General features: G+C 69.0%; 18 protein-coding genes. 5 read left to right on the forward strand and 13 right to left on the reverse strand.

From position 1 onward, the window contains the following. Positions 1-15: 15 nt before the first annotated feature. The 3 genes from C7416_RS03465 to C7416_RS03475 all read right to left on the reverse strand — a co-directional run bounded on the left by C7416_RS03465 (position 16) and on the right by C7416_RS03475 (position 3,747). Entirely contained in the window at positions 16-1,629 is a 1,614-nt protein-coding gene (locus C7416_RS03465) for a benzoate-CoA ligase family protein (RefSeq protein ID WP_111517119.1), read from the reverse strand. A 97-nt stretch (positions 1,630-1,726) separates the two neighbouring features. Further along, on the reverse strand, positions 1,727-3,274 hold the full coding sequence (locus C7416_RS03470) for a 3,4-dehydroadipyl-CoA semialdehyde dehydrogenase (protein ID WP_111517120.1): 1,548 nt from the start codon (positions 3,272-3,274) through the stop codon (positions 1,727-1,729). An 8-nt stretch (positions 3,275-3,282) separates the two neighbouring features. Continuing rightward, the gene (locus C7416_RS03475) at positions 3,283-3,747 is read right to left on the reverse strand and encodes a DUF4863 family protein (protein WP_111517121.1); all 465 of its coding nucleotides are present in this window, start codon (positions 3,745-3,747) and stop codon (positions 3,283-3,285) included. Between the two features lie 89 nt (positions 3,748-3,836). Between C7416_RS03475 and C7416_RS03480 the strand changes: the two genes are divergently transcribed. The 4 genes from C7416_RS03480 (at position 3,837) to boxA (ending at position 9,578) form a co-directional block, all read left to right on the forward strand. After that, entirely contained in the window at positions 3,837-4,799 is a 963-nt protein-coding gene (locus C7416_RS03480; RefSeq protein ID WP_111517122.1) for a helix-turn-helix transcriptional regulator, read from the forward strand. A gap of 159 nt (positions 4,800-4,958) precedes the next feature. Further along, the gene (gene boxC, locus C7416_RS03485; RefSeq protein WP_111517123.1) at positions 4,959-6,617 is read left to right on the forward strand and encodes a 2,3-epoxybenzoyl-CoA dihydrolase; all 1,659 of its coding nucleotides are present in this window, start codon (positions 4,959-4,961) and stop codon (positions 6,615-6,617) included. Positions 6,618-6,669: 52 nt separating this feature from the next. Further along, a complete protein-coding gene (gene boxB, locus C7416_RS03490) occupies positions 6,670-8,097 on the forward strand; it encodes a benzoyl-CoA 2,3-epoxidase subunit BoxB (protein WP_111517124.1) in 1,428 nt (475 codons plus the stop codon). Between the two features lie 200 nt (positions 8,098-8,297). Further along, positions 8,298-9,578, forward strand: coding sequence for a benzoyl-CoA 2,3-epoxidase subunit BoxA (boxA, locus tag C7416_RS03495; RefSeq protein WP_111517125.1), 1,281 nt, complete (start codon positions 8,298-8,300; stop codon positions 9,576-9,578). Between the two features lie 193 nt (positions 9,579-9,771). Here the strand turns inward: boxA and fusA are convergent, their stop codons facing one another. Continuing rightward, on the reverse strand, positions 9,772-11,835 hold the full coding sequence (fusA, locus tag C7416_RS03500) for an elongation factor G (protein WP_111517126.1): 2,064 nt from the start codon (positions 11,833-11,835) through the stop codon (positions 9,772-9,774). A gap of 196 nt (positions 11,836-12,031) precedes the next feature. Next, positions 12,032-12,916 carry an oxidoreductase gene (locus C7416_RS03505; RefSeq protein WP_111517127.1) on the reverse strand — a complete coding sequence of 295 codons (885 nt, stop codon included), beginning with the start codon at positions 12,914-12,916 and terminating at the stop codon, positions 12,032-12,034. A 192-nt stretch (positions 12,917-13,108) separates the two neighbouring features. Here C7416_RS03505 and gcvA point away from each other — a divergent pair, with 192 nt between their 5' ends. Next, a complete protein-coding gene (gene gcvA, locus C7416_RS03510; RefSeq protein WP_111517128.1) occupies positions 13,109-14,005 on the forward strand; it encodes a transcriptional regulator GcvA in 897 nt (298 codons plus the stop codon). A gap of 25 nt (positions 14,006-14,030) precedes the next feature. On the opposite strand, the gene C7416_RS03515 is transcribed toward gcvA, so the two are convergent. The 8 genes from C7416_RS03515 to C7416_RS03550 all read right to left on the reverse strand — a co-directional run bounded on the left by C7416_RS03515 (position 14,031) and on the right by C7416_RS03550 (position 22,765). Continuing rightward, positions 14,031-15,275 carry a CaiB/BaiF CoA transferase family protein gene (locus C7416_RS03515; protein ID WP_111517129.1) on the reverse strand — a complete coding sequence of 415 codons (1,245 nt, stop codon included), beginning with the start codon at positions 15,273-15,275 and terminating at the stop codon, positions 14,031-14,033. Positions 15,276-15,307: 32 nt separating this feature from the next. Continuing rightward, positions 15,308-16,291 carry a tripartite tricarboxylate transporter substrate binding protein gene (locus C7416_RS03520; protein WP_111517130.1) on the reverse strand — a complete coding sequence of 328 codons (984 nt, stop codon included), beginning with the start codon at positions 16,289-16,291 and terminating at the stop codon, positions 15,308-15,310. A gap of 32 nt (positions 16,292-16,323) precedes the next feature. Then, positions 16,324-17,127: an enoyl-CoA hydratase/isomerase family protein gene (locus C7416_RS03525; protein ID WP_111517131.1), complete on the reverse strand. Its 804-nt coding sequence runs from the start codon at positions 17,125-17,127 to the stop codon at positions 16,324-16,326. Between the two features lie 10 nt (positions 17,128-17,137). Beyond that, complete coding sequence (locus tag C7416_RS03530) at positions 17,138-17,902, reverse strand: SDR family oxidoreductase (protein WP_111517132.1); 765 nt, start codon at positions 17,900-17,902, stop codon at positions 17,138-17,140. 1 nt (position 17,903) lies between these two features. Continuing rightward, a complete protein-coding gene (locus C7416_RS03535) occupies positions 17,904-19,049 on the reverse strand; it encodes a thiolase family protein (RefSeq protein ID WP_111517133.1) in 1,146 nt (381 codons plus the stop codon). Between the two features lie 29 nt (positions 19,050-19,078). Then, a complete protein-coding gene (locus C7416_RS03540) occupies positions 19,079-19,432 on the reverse strand; it encodes a Zn-ribbon domain-containing OB-fold protein (protein ID WP_111517134.1) in 354 nt (117 codons plus the stop codon). 219 nt (positions 19,433-19,651) lie between these two features. After that, positions 19,652-20,584, reverse strand: a complete 933-nt coding sequence (locus C7416_RS03545) for a LysR family transcriptional regulator (protein WP_111517135.1) — start codon at positions 20,582-20,584, stop codon at positions 19,652-19,654. 69 nt (positions 20,585-20,653) lie between these two features. After that, positions 20,654-22,765, reverse strand: coding sequence for a xanthine dehydrogenase family protein molybdopterin-binding subunit (locus C7416_RS03550; protein WP_111517136.1), 2,112 nt, complete (start codon positions 22,763-22,765; stop codon positions 20,654-20,656).

The raw sequence follows: 22,765 nt of genomic DNA on the forward strand, positions 1-22,765 counted from the left end.
GGGCGGCGTTGCCGCTCACGCCACCGCGGCGGCACGCTCTGCGGCGGCCTGCAGTTCTCGTTCGCGCAGCATGAAGCGCTGGATCTTGCCGGTGGCGGTCTTGGGCAGCGCCTCGACGAAGGCGATTGCGCGCGGGTACTTGAAGGCGGCCAGCCGTTCCTTGACGAAGGCCTTCAGTTCGTCCTCGCCCAGTTGCGCGCCGGCCTTCAGCACCACGAAGGCCTTGGTCTTGACCAGCCCGTCCCGGTCGGGCACGCCGATCACCGCGGCTTCGAGCACCGCGGGGTGTTGCACCAGCGTGGCCTCGACCTCGAACGGCGACACATAGATGCCGCTGACCTTGAGCATGTCGTCGCTGCGCCCGGCGTAGCTGTAGCTGCCGTCGGCGTTGCGCACGTACTTGTCGCCGCTCTTGGTCCAGCCGCCGCGGAAGGTCTCGCGCGACTTCTCGCGGTTGGCCCAGTACATCATCGCGGCGCTGGGACCCTGGATATACAGGTCGCCGATCTCGCCGTCGGGCACGGGGCGACCGTCCTCGTCGCGCAGCTCGATGGTGTAGCCCGGCACCGGCCAGCCGGTGGTGCCGTAGCGCACCTGGCCGGGACGGTTGGACAGGAAGATATGCAGCATCTCGGTCGAGCCGATGCCGTCGATGATCTCGCAGCCGAAATGCGCGGTGAAACGCTCGCCGAGGTCCGCCGGCAGCGCTTCGCCTGCCGACGAGCACAGCCGCAGCGCGACCTCGGCGCGGGCCGGCAGCGCCGGCGACGCCAGCAGGCCGGCGTATCCGGTCGGCGCGCCGAAGAACACCGTCGGCTGGTGCTGCAGCCAGCGGCGGAAGGTGGCATCGGGTGTGGGCCGCTCGGCCATCAGCACCACCGTGGCGCCGACGCTGAGCGGAAAGCTGAGGCCGTTGCCCAGCCCGTAGGCGAAATACAGCTTGGCCGCGGAGAAGCACACATCCTGCTCGGTCAGGCCGAGCACCGGCCCGGCGTAGAGCGCCGCGGTCCAGTACGGGTTGCCGTGGCTGTGCACCACGCCCTTGGGCTGGCCGGTCGAGCCCGACGAGTAGAGCCAGAAGCCGGGGTCGTCGCAACCCGTGGCGGCGGGCGCCAGCAGCGGTGCCTGCGCGGCCAGCGCAGTTTCCAGCGCCGCCATGCCCTCGGGCAATGCAGCTTGCGCACGCGATACACGCGATACCAGCACCTGCCGCACCTCATGCCCGGGCCGCGCCAGCGCGTCCTGCAACACCGGCAGCAGCGCGGCCGACACCATCACTGCCTGCGCGCGGCTGTGCTGCAGCATGTAGGCGTAGTCGTCGGCGGTCAGCAAGGTGTTGACGGCAACGGGGACGATGCCGGCGTACATCGCGCCGAGAAAGCACACCGGCCAGTCGGTGCAGTCGTGCATCAGCAGCAGCACGCGCTCTTCGCGGCGGATGCCGGCAGCGAGCAGGGCCGCGGCCAGGCGCCGCACCTGCAGCCCGAGTTCGCCATAGGTGAGCTGGCCGTCATCGTCGAGATAAGCCAGCTTGCCGGGTCGGCCGGCGTTGCAGGCGAGCAGGTGCGCGGCAAAATTGAAGGTTGCGCCGGGTGGCGGGACCGGTGGCGCTGCGGGCGTGGCGTTCATGGGTTGTCTCCCCGTTGCTGGTGTACGGTGTGCCGCGCGCCGCCATGCGGATGTGGCGGCGCGAGAATGCGGGTGGGGCGGTTCGCTCAGGCCAAGGTCAGGCCAGGCTGCCCAGCACCGCGATGCTGGCCTGGATGGCGCTGCGGCGGTGATAGAACTGCAGGGCGCGCAGGCCGCCCAGCTCTTCGCCGCCGCCGGCGCGGCCCGGGCCGCCATGCAGCGACTGCGGCATGACGTTGCCGTGGCCGGTGTGCAGCTGCGCCACGTCGGGCGATATCACATGCACGCGGCCATGGCTGTCCGCCAACTCCAGCGCGGCGGCGCCGAGCGCGGCCGCGTCGCTGCCATAGAGCGAGGCCACCAGCGAGCCCTGGCCACGGCGCACCAGGTCGAGGGCATGGGCGGTATCCCGGTAGGGCAGCAGCGTGGCGACCGGGCCGAACACTTCGGTGTCGTGCACCGCGGCGGCCGCGTCGGCATCGCTCACGCCCAGCAGCGTCGGGCCGAGGCAGCAGGCCACTGCCGGGTCGACATCGACTAGCGGCTGGCGCGCGCCGTCATGCAGCACCTGCGCGTGCGTACGCAACTCGGCCAGCCCCGCCTGCACGGCGTCGAACTGCGCGCGGCTGACCAGTGCGCCCATGCGTACCGAGTCGTGGCGCGGGTTGCCCGCGGTTACCTTGGACAGCCGCGCGCCGATGGCCTCGGCGGCCTGGGCGTACAGCGCCTCGGGCACGAACACGCGCCGGATCGCGGTGCATTTCTGGCCGGACTTGACCGTCATCTCGCGCACGACTTCCTTCGCCAGCAGGTCGAAGGCAGCAGTGCCGGCGCCGTCCTGCGGCAGCAGCACGGCCGAATTGATGCTGTCCGCTTCGATGTTCACGCGCACCGAGCGCCGGGCGATGGCCGGATGCGAGCGGATCACCGCGGCGGTATCGGCCGAACCGGTGAACGAGACCACGTCGAACGGCTGCAGCGCGTCCAGCAGGCCCGCGGCGCTGCCGCACACCACCGACAGCGCGCCCGCCGGCAGGACCCCGGCCTCGATCACGTCGCGCACCATGCGCTGGGTCAGCCAGGCAGTCGCGGTGGCGGGTTTGACGATCACCGGGACGCCCGCCAGCAGCGCAGGCGCGGCCTTCTCCCACAGGCCCCAGGCGGGGAAGTTGAAGGCGTTGATGAACAGTGCCACGCCGCGCGTCGGCACCAGCACATGCTGCGACTGGAACAGCGGGTCCTTGCCCAGCCGCGCCGCTTCGCCGTCTGCAAGGAAATGCCGGTCGCCGAGCGTATCGCCCAGCCTGGCGTAAGTGCCCAGCGTGAAGATGCCGCCGTCGATGTCGACCGCGGAGTCGTTGCGCACGGTGCCGCTGTTGGCGGTGGCGATGTCGTAATAGGCGTCGCGATTGGCCTGCAGCACCTTGACCACCTCGCCCAGCAGCGCGGCGCGTTGCCGGTAGCTCAGCGCGCGCAGCGCGGCGCCGCCTTGCTCGCGGGCGAAGGCGAAGCCGGCCGCCAGGTCCAGGCCAGTGGCGTCGACGCGCGCCAGTTCGTTGCCGAGTACCGGGTCGAACAGCGCGGTGCCGGCACCGGTGCCAGGCTGCCAGGTGCCGCCGAGGTAATTGGAAAGAAGTTCGGTCATTGCGGATCTCAGCGCGTGAAGTCGATGCGGCCTTGCGGCAGCAGGTAAAGCACCAGCGCGCGGCCGTTGCTGACGGTGGGGCGATGGGCGCTGCCCGGCGGGCACACCAGCCAGCCGGCGGGGCGGCCGTCGAAGCGCGCGTCGCCGTCGAGCGGCATGATCAGGTCGATCTCGCCCTCGGGATGGGTGTGGTGCGGGCCGGCGATGTCGTTCATGTCGACCACGTCGACCGAAAAGCCGTGCAGGTCGTCGGCGGGCTTGAAGACGCGGCCGTAGCGGATGCCGCCGCCTTCGCGGTCGCACAGCCAGCCTTCGGCCACGCCGGCCTGGCATGACGCCATCAGTTGCTGGTAGGTGTGGCTGCCCGCGCCGTGCTCGGCGTTGAGCCAGTCATCGAGCGCCGCGTCGAGAGGGCGGCCGGCCAATTGCGCGGTGAGCCGGGCGATCTGGCTGCGGAATTCAGTGGGGGTCATAGGCAGGGGGCTCCGTCTGCTGCGCCGGTTGCCTTCACCGGCGTCATGCATTATTGTGCATGCATGAAAAATAGAGCCGCAGGGAAATCATGTCAAGCACTATATTGCATGAATCTGGGTTAACCCCGGATGCGGAACTGCAGCATGGTTCTAGCGGTGCGGCCGCCAACGTGACGGAGAAGAACCCCTTCCTGGTGTCCCTGGGCGAGCGCGTGCGCGCGCAGCGGGCCTGCCGCGGCCTGACCCGCAAGGCCGCCGCGCAGGCGGCCGGCGTCTCCGAGCGTCATCTCGCCAACCTGGAATACGGCAGCGGCAACGCCTCCATCCTGGTGCTGCAGCACGTGGCCGAGGCGCTGCAGTGCTCGCTGGCCGGGCTGCTGGGCGACGTCACCACGTCGTCACCGGAATGGGTCCTGTTGCGCGAACTGCTGGAACATCGTGACGATGCCACGCTGCGGCGCGTGCGCATTGCCGTGGGCCAGATGCTGGGTACCGGCGGCGAAAATGCGGCCCAGGCTGCGCGCAGCCCGCGCGTGGCGCTGATCGGCCTGCGCGGCGCAGGCAAGACCACGCTGGGCGCGATGCTGGCCGAGGACCTGGATTTCCCGTTCGTGGAGCTGAGCCGCGAGATCGAGAAATTTGCCGGCTGCAGCATTGCCGAGATCCAGGGGCTGTACGGCATGAATGCCTACCGCCGCTACGAGCGCCGGGCGGTGGAAGAGGCCATCCAGATCTACCCCGAAGCCGTGATCGCCACGCCCGGCGGCCTGGTGTCAGACCCGGCCACCTTCAACCTGCTGCTGGCCCATTGCACCACGGTGTGGCTGCAGGCCGAGCCGGAACACCATATGGAGCGGGTGCGCGCGCAGGGCGACTTCCGCCCGATGGCGGCCAGCAAGGAGGCCATGGAAGACCTGCGCCAGATCCTGGCCGGCCGCGCCGCCTTCTATTCCAAGGCGGAATTCTCGCTGGACACCAGCGCGCAGTCGCTCGACGCCACCTTTGCCGGCCTGCGCGGGCTGGTGCGGGAGGCGTTGCGCATGCCGGTGTGACGGCGCTGCCTCAATAAGCCGACCTGTAGGGCATCCCCGGTCACACCTCTGGGAATCTGCACAATAGTGCTTGCGAAAGATCTGATGAATGAACTATAGTTCGTTCAAACCAGATACCCGTTGATGCACGATAGTGCAGTTTCGCAGAGGAGACCCGCCGTGACCACCGCCCCCCGCGTCGACTACCAGACCGATCCTTCCCAATACAAGCACCTGAAGCTGGCCTTCGACGGTCCCGTTGCCACGCTGGCGGTGGATATCGACGAGAACGCCGGCCTGCGCCCCGGCTACAAGCTCAAGCTCAACAGCTACGACCTCGGTGTCGACATCGAACTGAACGACGCGCTCAACCGCATCCGCTTCGAGCATCCGGAAGTGCGCACCGTGGTCATCACCAGCGGCAAGGACAAGGTGTTCTGCTCCGGCGCCAATATCTTCATGCTTGGCGTCAGCAGCCATGCGTGGAAGGTCAATTTCTGCAAGTTCACCAACGAGACTCGCAACGGCATCGAGGATTCCTCGGCGCACAGCGGCCTGAAGTTCCTGGCCGCGGTCAACGGCGCCTGCGCTGGGGGCGGTTATGAACTGGCGCTGGCCTGCGACGAGATCCTGCTGGTGGACGACCGCTCGTCGGCGGTGAGCCTGCCGGAAGTGCCGCTGCTGGGCGTGCTGCCGGGCACCGGCGGCCTCACCCGCGTGACCGACAAGCGCCATGTGCGCCATGACCTCGCCGACATCTTCTGCACCACCACCGAAGGCGTGCGCGGCCAGCGCGCCAAGGACTGGCGCCTGGTCGACGATATCGCCAAGCCGGCGGTGTTTGCGCAGAAGGTGCGGGAACGCGCGCTGGCGCTGGCCGCGCAGAGCGACCGCCCGGCCGATGCGCAAGGCGTCGCGCTCGCGCCGATCGAGCGCGTGATCGAAGCGGATGCGCTCCGCTATGCGCACGTCACGGTCGAGATCGACCGGGCGGGGCGCACCGCCACCTTCACGGTGAAGGCGCCGACGGGCGCGCAGCCGCAGAGCGTCGACGCGATCGTGCAGGCCGGCGCCAGCTGGTACCCGCTGCAACTGGCGCGCGAGCTGGAAGACGCGATCCTGTCGATGCGCACCAACGAGCTGGACATCGGCACCTGGCTGATCAAGACCAGCGGCGACGCCGCCGCGGTGCTGGCCAACGACGCAACGCTGCTGGCGCACAAGGACCACTGGCTGGTGCGCGAGACCATCGGCCTGCTGCGCCGCACGCTGAGCCGGCTCGACGTGTCGTCGCGCAGCCTGTTCGCGCTGATCGAGCCGGGTTCGTGCTTTGCCGGCACCTTCCTGGAACTGGCGCTGGCGTGCGACCGCAGCTACCACCTGGCGCTGCCCGACGACGAGGCGCGCGCGCCGAAGATCACTGTGGCCGACGTCAATTTCGGCCTGTACCCGATGGCTACCGGCCAGAGTCGCCTGGGCCGCCGCTTCTACGACGAGCAGCCCGCGCTCGATGCGGTGCGCGCCAGGGCCGGCCAGCCGCTCGATGCCGATGCCGCCTGGGCGCTGGGCCTGGTCACCGCCAACCCCGACGACATCGACTGGACCGACGAAGTGCGCATCGCGCTGGAAGAGCGCGTGGCGATGTCGCCCGATGCGCTCACCGGCATGGAAGCCAACCTGCGCTTCAACGGCCAGGAAAACATGTTCACCCGCATCTTCGGCCGCCTGACCGCGTGGCAGAACTGGATCTTCCAGCGCCCCAACGCGGTCGGCGACAAGGGCGCGCTGAAGGTCTACGGCAAGGGCGACAAGGCCGCCTTCGACTGGAACCGGGTCTGACCGGCCCCTGAACGCATACCGAATCGCCCGCATAACGGAAACGGAGACCACCATGTCCGGCATCAACTACAGCGACAAGATCCCCAACAACGTCAACCTGAGCGAAGACCGCACCCTGCAGCGCGCGCTCGAGCAATGGCAGCCCAACTACCTGAGCTGGTGGAACGACATGGGCCCGGAAGGCTCGCACCAGCACGACATCTACCTGCGCACCGCGATCAGCGTCGATCCGCAGGGCTGGGCCCACTTCGGCCACGTCAAGATGCCGGACTACCGCTGGGGCATCTTCCTGAACCCGGCCGAGGCCAACCGCAAGATCCACTTCGGCGACCACAAGGGCGAGGACGCGTGGCAGGACGTGCCGGGCGAGTACCGCGCCAACCTGCGTCGCATCATCGTGACGCAGGGCGACACCGAGCCGGCGTCGGTCGAGCAGCAGCGCCACCTTGGCCTGACCGCGCCCAGCATGTACGACCTGCGCAACCTGTTCCAGGTGAACGTGGAAGAGGGCCGCCACCTGTGGGCCATGGTCTACCTGCTGCACAAGTACTTCGGCCGCGACGGCCGCGAAGAGGGCGAGGCGCTGCTCGAGCGCCGCAGCGGCCAGCAGGACAACCCGCGCATCCTGCAGGCGTTCAACGAACAGACGCCCGACTGGCTGTCGTTCTTCATGTTCACCTACTTCACCGACCGCGACGGCAAGTTCCAGCTGTGCGCGCTGGCCGAAAGCGCGTTCGACCCGCTGGCACGCACCACCAAGTTCATGCTGACCGAGGAAGCGCACCATATGTTCGTCGGCGAGAGCGGCGTGTCGCGCGTAATCCAGCGCACGTGCCAGGTGATGAACGAACTGAAGACCGACGATCCTGCAAAGCTGCGCGCCGCCGGCGTGATCGACCTGCCGACGCTGCAGCGCTACCTGAACTTCCACTACAGCGTGACCATCGACCTGTTCGGCGCCGACGAGTCCAGCAACGCCGCCACCTTCTACAGCACCGGCCTGAAGGGCCGCTACGAGGAAGGCAAGCGCATGGACGACCACGTGCTGAAGGGGCAGACCTACCGCGTGCTGCAGGCGCAGAACGGCCAGCTGACCGAGAAGGAGGTGCCGATGCTGAACGCGCTCAACGAAGTGCTGCGCGACGACTACATCAAGGACAGCATGGCCGGCATCGAGCGCTGGAACAAGGTCATCGACAAGGCCGGCATCCCGTTCCGCCTGAAGGTGCCGCACAAGGCGTTCCACCGCAATATCGGCGCGCTCGCCGGGGTCAAGGTCTCGCCCGACGGCCGCGTGATCTCCGATGCCGAATGGCGCGACTTCCGCGACCAGTGGCTGCCCACCGACGGCGACCGCGCCTTCGTCGCCAGCCTGATGGGCCGCGTGGTCGAGCCCGGCAAGTTCGCCAACTGGATCGCGCCGCCGGTGATGGGTATCAACCGGCAGCCAGTGGATTTCGAGTACGTGCGGTTTAACTGAGGCGCTGGGCGTTACCCCGCTGCGGGTTTGCTCCCCTCTCCCGCGTTGCGGGAGAGGGGCCGGGGGTGAGGGCATGGAGCTTCCACGAAGCGCCGGTGCTTAAACCACCCCTCACCCTGCCCTCTCCCCTGAGGGGAGAGGGGAACACCGCGGGCACGGACTATATGCCGTGGAAGCCCTCTGATTTTCTGGAGACCGCCATGGACATGGCAGAAATTCAAGTCATCAAGCAGCACCTGATCGATCCCGAGATCTGCATCCGCTGCAATACCTGCGAAGCCACCTGCCCGGTGGGTGCGATCACCCATGACTCGCGCAACTATGTGGTCGATGCCGACAAGTGCAACCTGTGCATGGCCTGCATTGCCCCGTGTCCGACCGGATCGATAGACAACTGGCGCGACGTGCCGAAGCTGCGCGCCTATAGCGTCGACGAGCAGCTGACCTGGGACGCGCTGCCGGACGAACTGTCGCCGGAGCAGCTCGCCGACATGGCCCCTGGTGCCGACATGCAGGCGGCAGCGCCGGCGCTGCCCGCGGCATCGCCGCTGGCCGGCACCGCCGAGGAAGCCTTCAACAGTGTCCGCTACGGCGCCACCGTGCCGCCGTGGTCCGCCGCGCATGCCTATACCAACCTCTACGGCGCGAAGTCTGCCAACAAGACCATTACCGCCACGGTGACCGGCAACGTGCGCGTGACCGAAGTCGGCCGCGACTACGACACTCACCACATCGTGCTGGACTTCGGCACCACCCCGTTCCCGGTGCTGGAAGGCCAGTCGATCGGCATCGTGCCGCCGGGCACCGATGCCGGCGGCCGCCCGCATCATGCCCGGCAGTACTCCATCGCCAGCCCGCGCAATGGCGAGCGCCCCGGCTACAACAACCTGTCGCTGACCATCAAGCGCGTGCTGCAGGACCACGACGGCAATCCTGTGCGCGGGGTCGGCTCGAACTACATGTGCGACCTGAAGGTGGGCGACAAGGTCGAGGTGATAGGCCCGTTCGGCGCCAGCTTCCTGATGCCCAACCATCCGCGCTCGAACATCGTGATGATCTGCACCGGCACCGGCAGTGCACCGATGCGCGCCATGACCGAATGGCGCCGGCGCCTGCGCAAGGCAGGCAAGTTCGACGGCGGCAAGCTGATGCTGTTCTTCGGCGCGCGCACGCAGGAGGAACTGCCGTACTTCGGTCCGCTGCAGAAGCTGCCGAGGGATTTCATCGACATCAACCTGGCGTTCTCGCGCACTCCGGGGCAGCCCAGGCGCTATGTGCAGGACCTGATGCGCGAACGCGCGGCGGACCTGGCGGCGCTGCTCGCTTCAGCGGATACGTACTTCTATGTCTGCGGGCTGAAGAGCATGGAGGAGGGAGTGGTGCTGGCCTTGCGCGATGTGGCGCAGCAGGCGGGATTGAACTGGGAGACGGTGGCTGAGCGGTTGAAGCGGGAGGGGCGGTTGCATCTGGAGACGTATTGAAAATTGCTCCGACCTCGGCTACCTGCCGGTTTGCGCCCCTCTCCCGCGAGCGGAAGAGAAGCAGGGGGTGAGGGCAGGCGCTGGCATACCGCCGGCCTTGCTTCGTAGAGACTCCCGCCCTCACCCCAACCCTCTCCCGCAAGCGGGAGAGGGAGTACACAATCGCGTGCGCGATGTCCTCGGTGCTACGCCCTCAATCCGTATCCAATTGCGCCTTGTGCCGCGCCGCCATCTTCTCCTGCTGCGCCGGCGGCACGTTGTCGTAGTGGCTGAACTGGATGGTGTAGCTGCCGTGGCCGCCAGTGATGCTGTTCAGCCGTGACTGGTAATCGTTGAGCTCCGACAGCGGCACCTGGCCGGCAACGATCACCGTGTTGCCGGCCGCGGTGCGGGTGCCATGAACCTGGCCGCGCTTGGTCGACAGGTCGCCGATGATATCGCCCATGGCGCTGCCTGGCGCCGTGACCTCGATATCGACGATCGGCTCGAGCACGCTCGGCCTGGCCTTGAGCACGGCATCGATAAAGGCCTTGCGCCCCGCGGTGGCGAACGCGACTTCCTTGGAATCGACCGGGTGGCTCTTGCCGTCGTACACGGTCACGCGCACGTCCTGCATCGGAAACCCCGCCAGCGGGCCGCTGTCCAGCGCCTGGCGGATGCCTTTCTCGACCGCCGGGATAAACTGCCCGGGAATCGCGCCGCCCTTGACCGCATCGACGAAATCGAAGCCCGCGCCGCGCGCCAGCGGCTCGATGCGCAGCATCACCTCGCCGAACTGGCCGGCGCCGCCGGTCTGCTTCTTGTGCCGGTGATGACCTTCGGCTTTCGCGCCGATGGTTTCGCGATAGGCAATTTTGGGCGGGCGCGTCGCCACTTCCAGCTTGTACTGTTCGGTCAGCCGCTCCAGCGCGCAGCGCAGGTGGAACTCACCCAGGCCGAACACCACGGTCTCGTTGGTGCCCGCCGGATGCTCGACGCGCAGGCACGGGTCTTCCGCGCTGAGCTTGTGCAGCACTTCGGCCAGGCGCTGCTCGTTGCCGCGCCGCGCCGGCTCGATCGCCAGGCCATAGATGGGGGTGGGAAATTCCAGCGGGGTCAGGTGGATGTTGCCGTCCTCGGTGGCATCGTGCAGCACCGCGTCGAAGCCCAGTTCATCGACCTTGGCCACCGCGCAGATATCGCCGGGACCGGCGCGCGGCACTTCCTGGGTTTCCTTGCCCTGCAGCCGCAGCAGGTGCGCCACCTTGAACGGCTGGCGTCCTTCGCCGATATAGAGCTGGCTGTCGCGCGTGACCGTGCCTTGGTGGATGCGGAAAATCGCCAGCTTGCCGACATAGGGGTCGATCACCACCTTGAACACATGCGCCAGCACATGCTTGTCGGGCACCGGTTCGGCGCGCACCGCCTGGCGCTGTTCGGTCCCCTCGGCATCCGCGCCGGTGGAGCGGTAGAACAGCGGCGGGTTGCCTTCGGTCGGGTTGGGCAGCAGCCGCACGAACACGTCCAGCAACGCCTCGATGCCGGCGCCGGTGACGGCCGAGGTAAAGCAGATCGGCACCAGGTGTCCTTCGCGCAGCGCGCGCTCGAACGGCGCGTGCAGTTGCTCCGGGGTGATGGCCTCGCCTTGCTCCAGGTACAGCTCCATCAGCTCGGGGTCGATCTCGATCACCTGGTCGATCAGCGCATCGTGCGCGGACGCGACCGATAAAAAATCCGACTCGCCGGCCGGATTGAAGAAGCAGTCGACCACCTTGCCGCCGTGGTCGGCCGGCAGGTTGATGGGCAGGCATTCCTTGCCGAAGGCCTCCTGTATCTCCGCCAGCAGCGCGGGCAGGTCGACCTTCTCGCCGTCGATGCCGTTGATGATGATCATCCGGCACAGCTGGCGCGCCTGCGCCCACGCCATGGCGCGGCGCGTGGTCATCTCGATGCCGGTCTGCGCATTGATGACGATGGCCGCGGTTTCCACCGCGGCCAGCGCGCTGATGGCGTGCCCGGAGAAGTCCGGGTAGCCGGGGGTGTCGATCAGGTAGATGCGGGTATCGCGGTAGTCCAGGTGGGCGACCGCGGCGCTGAGCGAGCGCTTGTACTTGCGCTCGAGCGGATCGTTGTCGCACACGGTGGATCCGCGCTCGACGCTGCCAGGCGTGTGCACCGCACCGCCCTTGTGCAGCAGCGCCTCGACCAGCGAGGTCTTGCCGCTTCCTGCGTGCCCGAGCAGGGCGACAGTGCGGATGGCATCGGGACTCTCGTGCATGGTGGCTCTCGGTTCGTCCGGCAATGACTCTCAGGGCATTATTGGCGAAATTCGGCGGAAGCGACATAGATGCGTGCCGATACCGTGCCATGCCCGCCGCAAGAGCGACTTCAAGTGAAGAGGCCGGCTCTCCGCCGGCCTGTTCTGCAGACGCACGCGCTTGGCTGCAGTGCAGCAAACCGTGCCTGGCGCAGGCTCAGCCGCGCACGTCGGCGTGGTCGGTCGACACCGCCAGCGCATGCCACGCGGCCAGCTCGCCTTCCACCTTGCGGTGCTTGTCGGCGATGCGGGCGACCGTGTCGGAACCCAGCGGCAGCCGCACCGGCGGCGTGTCGCTGTCGGCAAGCGCGAGCAGGGCCGCGGCCAGCCGGGCCGGGTCGCCGGGCTGCTGGTGATTGGCCGAGGCCATGTGCGCGCGCATCGCGCCGACCGTCTCGGCGTACTCGCCGATCTCCGTGCCGACGCGCACCAGCGAGCTGGCATCGAGGAAATCGGTGCGGAAGAAGCCCGGTTCGACCACCGTGGCGTGGATGCCCAGCGGCGCCAGCTCGGCCGACAGCGCTTCGGTCAGGCCCTCGACAGCGAACTTGGTGGCGCCGTACACGCCCCAGCCCGGATACGCCGCATAGCCGCCGATCGACGAGATATTGACGATATGGCCGCGGCGCTGGCGTCGCATCTGCGGCAGCACCGCGCGCGTCACCGCCAGCACGCCGAACACGTTGGTGGCGAACTGCTGCTCGACTTCCCTGGCCGAGGCCTCTTCCACCGCGCCCAGCAGGCCGTAGCCGGCGTTGTTGACCAGCACGTCGATGCGGCCAAAACGCGCCACCGCGGCCTCGGCGGCGGCGACTGCCTGGGCTTCGCTAGTCACGTCCAGCGCTACGGCGAGCAGATTTTCATGCTGGCCCACGGCGCCGGTCACGGCCTGCGGGTTGCGCGCCGTGGCGACGACGCGGTCGCCGCGGGCCAGCGCGGCGCGGGTCAGCTCGAGGCCGAAGCCGCGCGAGGCGCCGGTAATGAACCAGACCTTGGCGCTGGAGAGGTTGGCGGGGATGGCTTGGGTTTGGCTGGCGGACATGGTGAATCTCCTTTGCGGTTGCGTGGTGTTGGACTGCGATGTTGGATGGCGGGGGCCACGGAGACAAATTTAGGCTGGCGGGTCCCGCAACACTAGCCATCCCAATGGCGTTTCAATGGAAACCACCGGTTGTCAATAAATCCGCGTCTGCCTCGATTGAGAAAACCTCAACCGTATGGCAGACTCGCCGGCATGGACAAACTGCCCCCATTGAACGCGTTGCGCGCCTTCGAGGCGGCCGCGCGGCATCTCAGCATCACCGTTGCGGCCGAAGAGCTGCACGTCACGCCCGGCGCCGTCAGCCGGCAGATCCGCGCGCTGGAACAGGGCTTGGGCGTGCAGCTGCTGCATCGCGGCCACCGCCAGATCTCGCTGACCCGCGCCGGCGAGGACTACTACCGCGCCGTGACCCGCGCGATGGAAGAGCTGCGCGAAGCCACGCGCCGCCTGAGCAAGCGCGCCCGGCGCAGGCAGCTCAAGGTGCGCGCCTATACCACCTTTGCCATGCGCTGGCTGATCCCGCGCCTGTCGAGCTTCCATGCCGCCCATCCCGGCATCGAGGTGCTGCTGACCGCCTCGCTCGATCCGGTCGACTTCCGCAGGGAAGATATCGATGGCGCGATCCGGTTGGGCGACGGCAAGTGGCATGGCGTCAACGCCTACCGGCTGGTGTCGAACATCCTGGTGCCGGTGTGCAGCCCGGCGCTGCTGGACGCGGGGCCGAAGGTGAAGCGCGCCGCCGACCTGCAGCACCAGACCTTGCTGCATTCGATCGCGCGGCCCGATGACTGGAGCCACTGGCTCAAAGCTGCGCGCGCCGACAAGGCGGTCGACGCGCGCAGCGGCATGACCTTCCAGAGCTCGGCCATGGCCTATGCAGCGGCGGTCGAAGGCCAGGGCTTTGCGATGGCGCAGCGCTTCCTGGTGGCGGCCGACCTCGATGCGGGCCGGCTGGTGGCGCCGTTCCGCCAGACCGTCGACATGGGCGATTTCACCTACTACCTGCTGACGCCGGCGGACCGCAAGGAGAGCCCGAGCATGGCGGTGTTCCGGCAGTGGCTGCTGGCGCAGTTCGAAGCGCAGGGTTGAAGCGCTGGACTCAAGCGGTGCAGGCTCACGCGGTGGCGGTCACCGGCGGGGCCGCCTGCGGTCGCGCTGCCGGCACGACGCAGTGGACCGCGCCCGATGCCGACAGGGCCGCAATCTCGTCGTGGCCGTAGCCAAGCTCGGCCAGCACGGCCTCGGTATGCTGGCCGCGGGCCGGCGCCGGACGTGCCGGCAGCGCGTTCTCCTGCGCGCTGTTGATGGGGAAGCCCGGCATGCGGATCTCGCCCAGCGTGTCGTGCTGCACGCTTTGCATCATGCGGTTGGCCGCCACCTGCGGATGCGCCAGGACCTGCTCGTAGTTCGCCACCGGCGCGCACAGGATGTCGGCGTCTTGCAGCAGCGCCAGCCAGCAGTCGGTGGTGTGCTTCACGAAGGCGGCGGTCAGCGCTGCTACCATGTCGGCGCGATTGGCCACGCGCAGCGCGGGGGTGGCAAAGCGCGGGTCGTCGGCCAGGCCTGGCTGCCCGAGTACATCGCACAGCCGGCGCCAGCGCTCGGGCATGTAGGCCGCCACCATGATCCAGCCGTCGGCGGTCCGGAATGCCTGGTTGGGCGCGGAGTAGGGGGCGGCGCTGCCGATGCGCTGCGGCAGCTGCCCGTCGGCGCCATAGCTGGTAAGGGACGACTGCTGCAGCGCCAGCGCCGCATTGAACAGGCTGACGTCGAGATGTCCGCCGAGCCCGTCGCGCGCGCGCCGCGCCAGCTTGGCCAGCACGCCCATGCAGGCCACATAGCCGGTCATGACGTCGACCACCGGCGCCTGCACCTTGCAGGGTTCGCCGTCGGGCGCGCCGGTCAGGCTCATCAGGCCGGAATCGGCCTGCAGGATGCCGTCGACGCCGGCGCGCTGCGCATAGGGTCCGTGCTGGCCGTAGGCCGAGATCGAGCAATAGATCAGCCGCGGATGGTCGGCCGCCAGCTGCGCATGATCGAGGCCGAGGCGCGCCATCACGCCGGGACGCATGCTCTCGACCACGATGTCGGCGGTCGCGACCAGGCGGCGCGCCACCGCCACGCCGTCGGCGGACTTCAGGTCGAGCGCCACGCCCAGCTTGTTGCGGTTGAAACCGTGGAACAGCGCACTGTCGTCGCCAATCCATGCGGGGCCCAGGCCGCGGCCGAGTTCGCCGCCGGGCGGCTCCACCTTGATGACCCGGGCGCCCATGTCAGCCAGCAGCATGGTGCAGGTCGGCCCGGCGCCGATCTGCGTGAAATCGATCACGGTCAGGCCGTCCAGGGCGTTGCGCAGCATGGGTTGCGCCGTGGCGGCAAGGGCGGGCGCGCTCATAGCGCCACCTTGATGCCGTTGTCCTGGATCAGCCGCTGCCAGCGCGCCAGGTCCTTGGCGATATGGGCCTTCAGCTCGGCCGGCGACGAGGCCTGCGGCTCGAAGCCTTGCCGGGCCATCTGCTCGGCGATGTCGGGCGATTTCAGCGCGGCGACCAGCGCGGCGTTGAGCTTGTCGACCACCGCGCCGGGCGTGCGCGCCGGCGCCAGCAGGCTGTACCACAGCTCGGCGTCGTAGCCGGTCACGCCGGCCTCGGCGAAGGTGGGCAGTTCGGGCATCAGCGCCGTGCGCTTGTTGCCGGCAATGCCCAGCGCGCGCAGCTTGCCGGCGCGCACATACTGGATCGCCGAGGCGATGGTGGCAAACGACACCTGCACCTGGCCACCCATCAGGTCGGTGATCGATGGCCCGGTGCCGCGATACGGGATGTGCAGCAGTTCGGTGCGATTGAGCTTGGCAAAGACTTCGCCGGCCAGGTGCTGCGGCGTGCCGTTGCCCGGGCTGCTGTAGCTGAGCTTGCCGGGGTTGGCGCGGCTGTACTGGATGAAGTCCTGCAGCGTGCGGAACGGCTGGTCCGGATTGGCCACCAGCATGATCGGCACCGCGGCGATGCGCCCCACCGGCGCGAAGTCGCGCTCGATATTGAAGGGCAACTTGGTGCCGAGAAAGGGGTTCATCGTGACCTGGCTGGAGGCAATCACCAGCGTATAGCCATCGGGTGCCGCGTGGGCGACGAAATCGGTGCCGAGGTTGCCGCCGGCGCCGGGCTTGTTCTCGATCACGATGGTCTGGCCCAGCAGCTTGCCCATTTTGGGCGCGATCAGCCGCGCCAAAATATCGTTGCCGCCGCCGGGGGCGAACGGTACCACCAGCGTGATCGGCTTCTGCGCGGGGAAGGGCGCCTGCGCCGCCGCGCCCAGCGCCGTGGCCGACAGCATGGCAGCCAGCGCCATGCGTGCGAATCGGGTCATGCCAGTCATGGTCTGTCTCCTTTCGATGGGTTTTCGAACGCTCAACGCCCGGTGTAACGGGGCTGGCGTTTCTCGGCGAAAGCCTGTCGGCCTTCGGTGCGGTCCGCGGTATCGCGCAGCACGCCCCAGTAGAGTTCGGTCAACTGTTGCGCGTCGGCTTCACTGAGGTGGCTGGTCTGGCGCGATAGCCGCTTGACGGCCTGCACCGCCAGCGGCGCATTGGCCGCGATGCGCGCGGCGAGCGCCAGCGCACGGTCGAGCAATACGTCCGGCGCCACCGTCTCGCTGACCAGCCCGATGCGGGCCGCATGTACCGCATCGATCCGCTCGCCGGTCAGCACCATCTGCATCGCGTGCGCCGCGGGCACGGCCTTCAGCAGCCGGTGCAGTCCCGAGACCGCGGGGATCGAACCGACCGCCGCTTCGGGCAGGCCGAAGCTCGCCTGTGCCGACGCGATGCGCATATCGCATTGCAGCGCCAGCTCCAGGCCCGCGCCGAGGCAGTGGCCGTTGACCGCCGCGATCAGCGGCTTGCACAGGTCCAGGCCGGCCAGGTCCATCAGCCGGATATAGAGCCCCAGGTCGGCGGCCGGCTCGGGCGCGCGGAACAGCGCCTGCGCATAGCTGGCGGGCGACTGGCGCGTGCCTTTCAGGTCCGCGCCCGCGCAGAAGGCGCGCGTGCCGGCGCCGGTCAGCACCGCCACGCGCAGGTCGTCGCGATCGCGCACTTCGGCCAGGTGGTCGCGCAGTTCGCGCAGGGTGGGCACGTCCAGCGCATTGAGCGCCTCGGGCCGGTCGATGGTCAGCACCGCGACCGCGCCTTCGAGATGGCGTCGTACAGTCATGGCGGCCTCCTTATACGCTGGGCGACGACAGGCTGCGCCCGCCGCAGACATAGAGCACCTGACCGGTCACATACGAGGCGAGCGGGTTGAGGAAGAAGCTGACCGCATTGGCGATATCGTCGGCGGTGCCGATGCGCTGCACCGGCACCGACTTCTGCAGCCGCGCCTGGACCTCCGGCGCAAAGCCGCGGAACAGCGGGGTATCGACGATGCCCGGCGCCACCGCGTTGACGGTGATGCCCTTGGCCGCGAACTCGATCGCCAGCGAGCGCGTCAGGCTGACCACGCCGCCCTTGGCCGCGGAGTAGTTGGCCTGCCCGAAGCCGCCCAGCCACGCGCGCGACGAGATATTGACCACGCGGCCGTAGCCGCGCTCGACCATGCCCGGCAGCGCCGCGCGGCAGCACAGGAATTGCGAGCGCAGGTTGGTGTCGACGACCAGGTCCCAGTCTTCGTCGCTCATCTTCAGGAAGCGCATGTCGCGCACCGCGCCGGCGTTGTTGACCAGGTAGTCGACGCGGCCAGTGCGTGCCTGCACCTGCGCGAAGGCGTCGTTGACCGCGGCCGAGTCGGTCAGGTCGGCACTGGCGCCGAAGGCATCGAAGCCCTCGGCAACCAGCGCGCCGACGGCGGCATCGAGCGCGGCGGCGTCGCGGTCGAGCAGGGCCACGGCCAGGCCCTGGCGCGCCAGCTGCGTGGCGATGCCCAGGCCGATGCCGCGCGCGGCACCGGTCACCACCGCCACGTGCGCGGGATCGAAACGTTGCGTGCTCATCTCAGACTCCCAGCAGGTGGACGGAAGAGGCGGCGTGGTCCACGCCCGCGATGCCGCCGCCGGTGCATTGCGTCAGGCCGATGCGGGCCTCCGCCACCTGGCGTGCGCCGGCCCGGCCCTGCAGCTGCCACAGGATCTCGACCATCTGCGCCACGCCGGTGGCGCCCAGCGGATGGCCCTTGGCCAGCAGCCCGCCGCTGGGGTTGACCGGCACGCGCCCGCCCAGCCGCGTCGCGCCGGACTTGAGCAGCGCGACGGCATCGCCGCGCGGCGCCAGTCCGAGGGCTTCGTAGTAGAGCAGCTCGGCGATGGTGAAGGCGTCGTGCAACTCGACCACGTCGACGTCCTGCGGCCCGAGCCCAGCCTGCACGTAGGCCTGGCGCGCGGCGCGCGCGGTGATCTCGGCATCGAGGATGTCGTCGTCGGCCTCTTCGCGCATGCCCGACACCACCACCGACGACAGCACCTTTACCGGCCGCGCCTGCGCCGGCCGCCGCGTACTTAGCACCAGCGCGGCGGCGCCGTCGACCTGCGACGGGCAGCATTGCAGCAGCGTCAGCGGGTCGGCGATCATGCGCGAGGCCAGCACTTCTTCGACCGTGGTGGTGTTGCGCTGCTGCGCGTACGGGTTGAGCGACCCGTGGTGGCGGTTCTTGACCGCAACCTCGGCCAGGTCGGCCGGCCGCGCGTCGCGCTCGTACAGGAAGCGCGTGCCGCGCATCGCATAGACCGCGGGCAGCACCATGCCGGACCTGGCATAGAGCTCGGTCTTGTGGTCGTTGCGCTGCAGCGGGATGGTGCCGCCGCCGAGCGCGGTGAGCTGCTCGATGCCGAACACCAGCACCGTGTCGTATTGCCCGGCCAGCAGCGCGTGCCGCGCCAGGTGCACGCCGGTGGCGCCGCTGGCGCAGGCGTTCTCGACGTTGTAGACCGGGATGCCCTTGAGCCCCAGGTCGCGCACGATGAGCTGGCCGAGGATCATGCCGCCGAGCACGTTGGCGCAGTAGACCGCCTGGATGCGGCCGGCCGGCACGTCGGCGTCGGCCAGCGCCTTCAGGATGGCCTGTTGCGCCAGTTCCGGCGCCAGCACGCCGGGATGGCGGCCGAACGGCGTCATCGCGCCGCCGTGGATGTAGATGTCCTGCATGATGCTTACCTTTTCCTTCTCTCGATCGTTCAGGCCGGGACGGCTTCGAACACATAGCCAAGCTCGGCGTCATGCCGCGGCGCGTAGCGGGCGCCGATGACCGGGCGCGCCGCGCCCAGAAGGCGGCCGAAGATGCGCACCGGACCGACGAAATCGACATAGCCGAGCGCGTACGGCGGCTGCCCGGTCTTGGGCGCGGGGTGGATCACGGTATAGCTGTAGAGCGTGCCGGTGCCGGTGATGGCGGCGGCCTCATGGCCCTCGGCCAGCGGCGAGCCGGCGGGCAGCGCCGGGAAAATCCAGGCGCCGGTGGCGCGCTCGCGCGAGGCAAGCAGATGGGGAACGGGTTCCGCGCTCCAGAGCGGATAGGGCTGGTCTGACATGGCTGTCTCCTGCGGTTGGGCCTGGTGTAATGGTTGTCGCCGGCGGGCCCTGCGACAAACGATATTTCAGGCGCTTTCGCTTGAGAAAAAATCAAGCGAAAGGCAACGGCAAGGGCGATGGAAGGGAGCGTGAGTCAGGACCGGGAGAAGGAGAGGGCGCTTCTGGTCCCTGGTGCATGCGGGAGGGTGGCGTGGCACCAGGGGCCGGCGACGGACGCCTCAGTCCGCCACCACTCCCACCAGCCGCGACAACGATTGCTCCGCGCCGCGCGAGGCCGCCACCACGAAGTCGATGAAGCGCCGGACCCGCACCGGCATCTGGCTGCGGTGCGGGTAGTACATGTACAGCCCGACCTGGCTGCTGCTGTATCCGGGCAGGATGGCCCTGAGCCGTCCGCTGACCAGGTCGGCATGGACCATGTAGGCGGGCAGCTGGCCGATGCCGATGCCGGCGCGCACCGCCTCGACCTCGGTTTCCACATCGTTGAAGCTGGCCACCGCCGGCAGCTCCTGGTACACCAGGTTGCCGTCCACCTGCAGTTCCCACGGCACCATGCGTCCGGTGGCGGGGCGGCGGAAGCCCGTGCACTGGTGCCGCATCAGCTCATCGAGCGTGGCCGGCTCGCCGTGCCGCGCCAGGTACTCCGGCGCGGCGCAGATCACCAGCGGCAAGTCGCACAGGCGCCGCGCCACCAGGTTCTGGCCGGGGCTGGTGCCGACGCGGAAGCCGACGTCGATCCTGGCTTCGACCAGGTCGGTGAAGAGGTCGCTCAGCACTACATCGAAGCCGATGCCGGGATGCTGGTCGCGGAAACCCTTGACCAGCGGCACCAGCACGCGGCTGCCGAGCGACGGCGGCGCGGTCAGGCGGATCAGGCCGTCATCGTCGCCGCGGCTGGCACGGACCTGCTCGAGCGCTTCGTCGAGCTGGCGCATGCCGGGGGCGGTCAGCTCGAACAGCCGCGCGCCTTCCTCGGTCAGGCTGAGCTTGCGCGTGGTCCGGTGCAGCAGGCGCACGCCCAGGTGGGCCTCGAGCGTGCGCACCGCCTTGCTCGCCGCCTGCGGCGTGACACCGGCCTCGACCGCGGCACGCCGGAAGCTGCCGGCGCGCACCACGCCGAGGAAGAGGGTGAGGACCCGGGCCTTGTCCATGACTGGCAACCTGAGGTTGGGAATGCGCCCATCATAGCGCCAGTCATGGCCGCGCAGGCGGGCAGGCCGCTAGTGCTCGACCAGGTGCTCGATGCGGATCGGCAGCTCCCGCACACGCTTGCCGGTGGCGTGGAAGACGGCATTGGCGACCGCCGGGGCCACCCCCACCAGCGCGATTTCACCGAGTCCCTTGACGCCCAGCTCGTTGACGTGGGGATCGACCTCGTCGACGAAATGCGCCTCCAGTCCCTGGATATCGAGGTTGACGGGCACCAGGTAGTCCGCCATGTGCGCGTTCACCGGGCGGCCGTCGCGCGGGTCGAGCGCGGTTCGCTCCATCAGCGCCATGCCGATGCCGCCGACCATGCCGCCGGTGCACTGGCTGGCGGCCAGCCGCGGGTTGACAATGCGGCCCGCGCCATAGGCGCCGACCACCCGCCGGACCCGGATGGTGCCGACATCGGGATCGATCGCGACTTCGACAAACACCGCACCGAAGGCGTGCATGGAGAACCGGCCGTGCACCGCCGCATCCGGTCCGGCGGTGGCGCTGGTCTCGATGATGCCGCTGCCATGGCCTGCCTCGCGGCGCCGGTCCAGCGCGGCGAGGCAGGCGGCGCGCACCGCGGAGCCCACCGACGCGAGCGTCATCGAGCCCCCATGCGGCGGGGTCGGCGGAAAGTCAGAGTTGCCCAGGCTGAAGCGCACATGCTCCAGCGGCAGCATCAGCGTTTCCGCGGCGATCTGGGTGATCGAGGTATAGGTGCCCGGCCCCATGTCGCTGGCGGCGGCCTCGACTTCGGCCGTGCCGTCGGCGAGCAGGCGCACCCGCGCGCTCGCCTGCCCATGGAACACCGGGTAGCTCGCGCAGGCCATGCCCCAGCCGATGCGCAGGCGGCCGTCGCGCATGGAGCCGGGCGCGAGCGTGCGGCGCGACCAGCCGAACGCATCGGCGCCGCGCTCGTAGCAGGCCAGCATGGAGCGGCTCGAGAACGGCAGCTGCAGGCCCTCGTCCAGCCCGGGCTCATTGCGCCGGCGCAACTCGAGCGGATCCATCCCGAGCGCATGCGCCAGCTCGTCCATCGCGCATTCCAGCGCAAAGATGCCGGTGGCCTCGCCCGGGCCGCGCATATACGTGGGGGTGCTGATGTCCAGCGGCACCAGCCGGTAGCGGGTGCGCACGTTGGGACAGCTATAGAGGAACGGCGTGACCGCTGTCAGCGCCTCGGCGAACTGCTCGTAGCGGCTGGTTTCGCCGCTGCCTTCATGCACGATGGCGGTCAGCCGTCCGTCGGGCGTGGACGACAGCGCCACGCGCTGTACCGTGCGCGGTCGATGCCCCGCCAGATGAAACGTCTGCCGACGCGACAGCACCAGCTTGACCGGCCTGCCCACCACGCGCGCGGCCACGGCCGCGAGCGTGACGTGCGGCCAGGTGCGCAGGCTGGTGCCGAACGCGCCGCCGATGAAGGGGCAGACCACGCGGACGTTCGCGGACGGGAGGCCCAGGATCGCCGCGATCTCGGCCTGCTCGTTGACCACGAACTGGCTCTTGCTCCAGAGCGTCAGCCGCTCGCCTTCCCAGGCGGCAACGGTGGCGTTCGGCTCGATCGGCACGTGGTTCTCGCGCGCGGCATCGTAGTGCGCGTCGATGCTGATGGCCGCGGCGGCAAGCGCCGCGTCGGGGTCGCCGCGCACGCGGTCCGCCGCGTGCGGCCCCGGCTCGCGTCCTGCCTCCGGCACCACGGCTTCGGCGCGCGGGTCGAGCGGGTCGCAGACCGGGGTTTGCGCGGCATAGCCGATCCGCAGCAGGGTGGCGGCGTGCTCGGCCTGGTCCAGCGTCTGTGCCACGACCACGGCGACGGGCTGGCCGTAGAAGTGCACGCGGTCATCCTGCAGCACGTGCAGGCGCTCGCCGTGTGCCGGATCGATAAAGCCCTTGTGCGGCGCGTAAGCCAGCTTTGGCGTGTTTTGGTGGCTCAGCACCGCCAGCACGCCGGGCACGCGCTGTGCGGCTTCGGTGTCGAGTTCCGTCAGCCGTCCCAGTCCGATCGAGGCGCCGACGATGACGGCATAGGCCTGTCCGGGCTGGTTGAAGTCGGCGGCGTATTGCGCGCTGCCGCTGACCTTGGCGCGGCCGTCGACGCGGGCGTGTGGCTGGCCGATGTGGTTGGTGTTCAT

The sequence above is a fragment of the Cupriavidus phytorum genome, assembly GCF_003254285.1.
Taxonomy (GTDB): domain Bacteria; phylum Pseudomonadota; class Gammaproteobacteria; order Burkholderiales; family Burkholderiaceae; genus Cupriavidus; species Cupriavidus phytorum.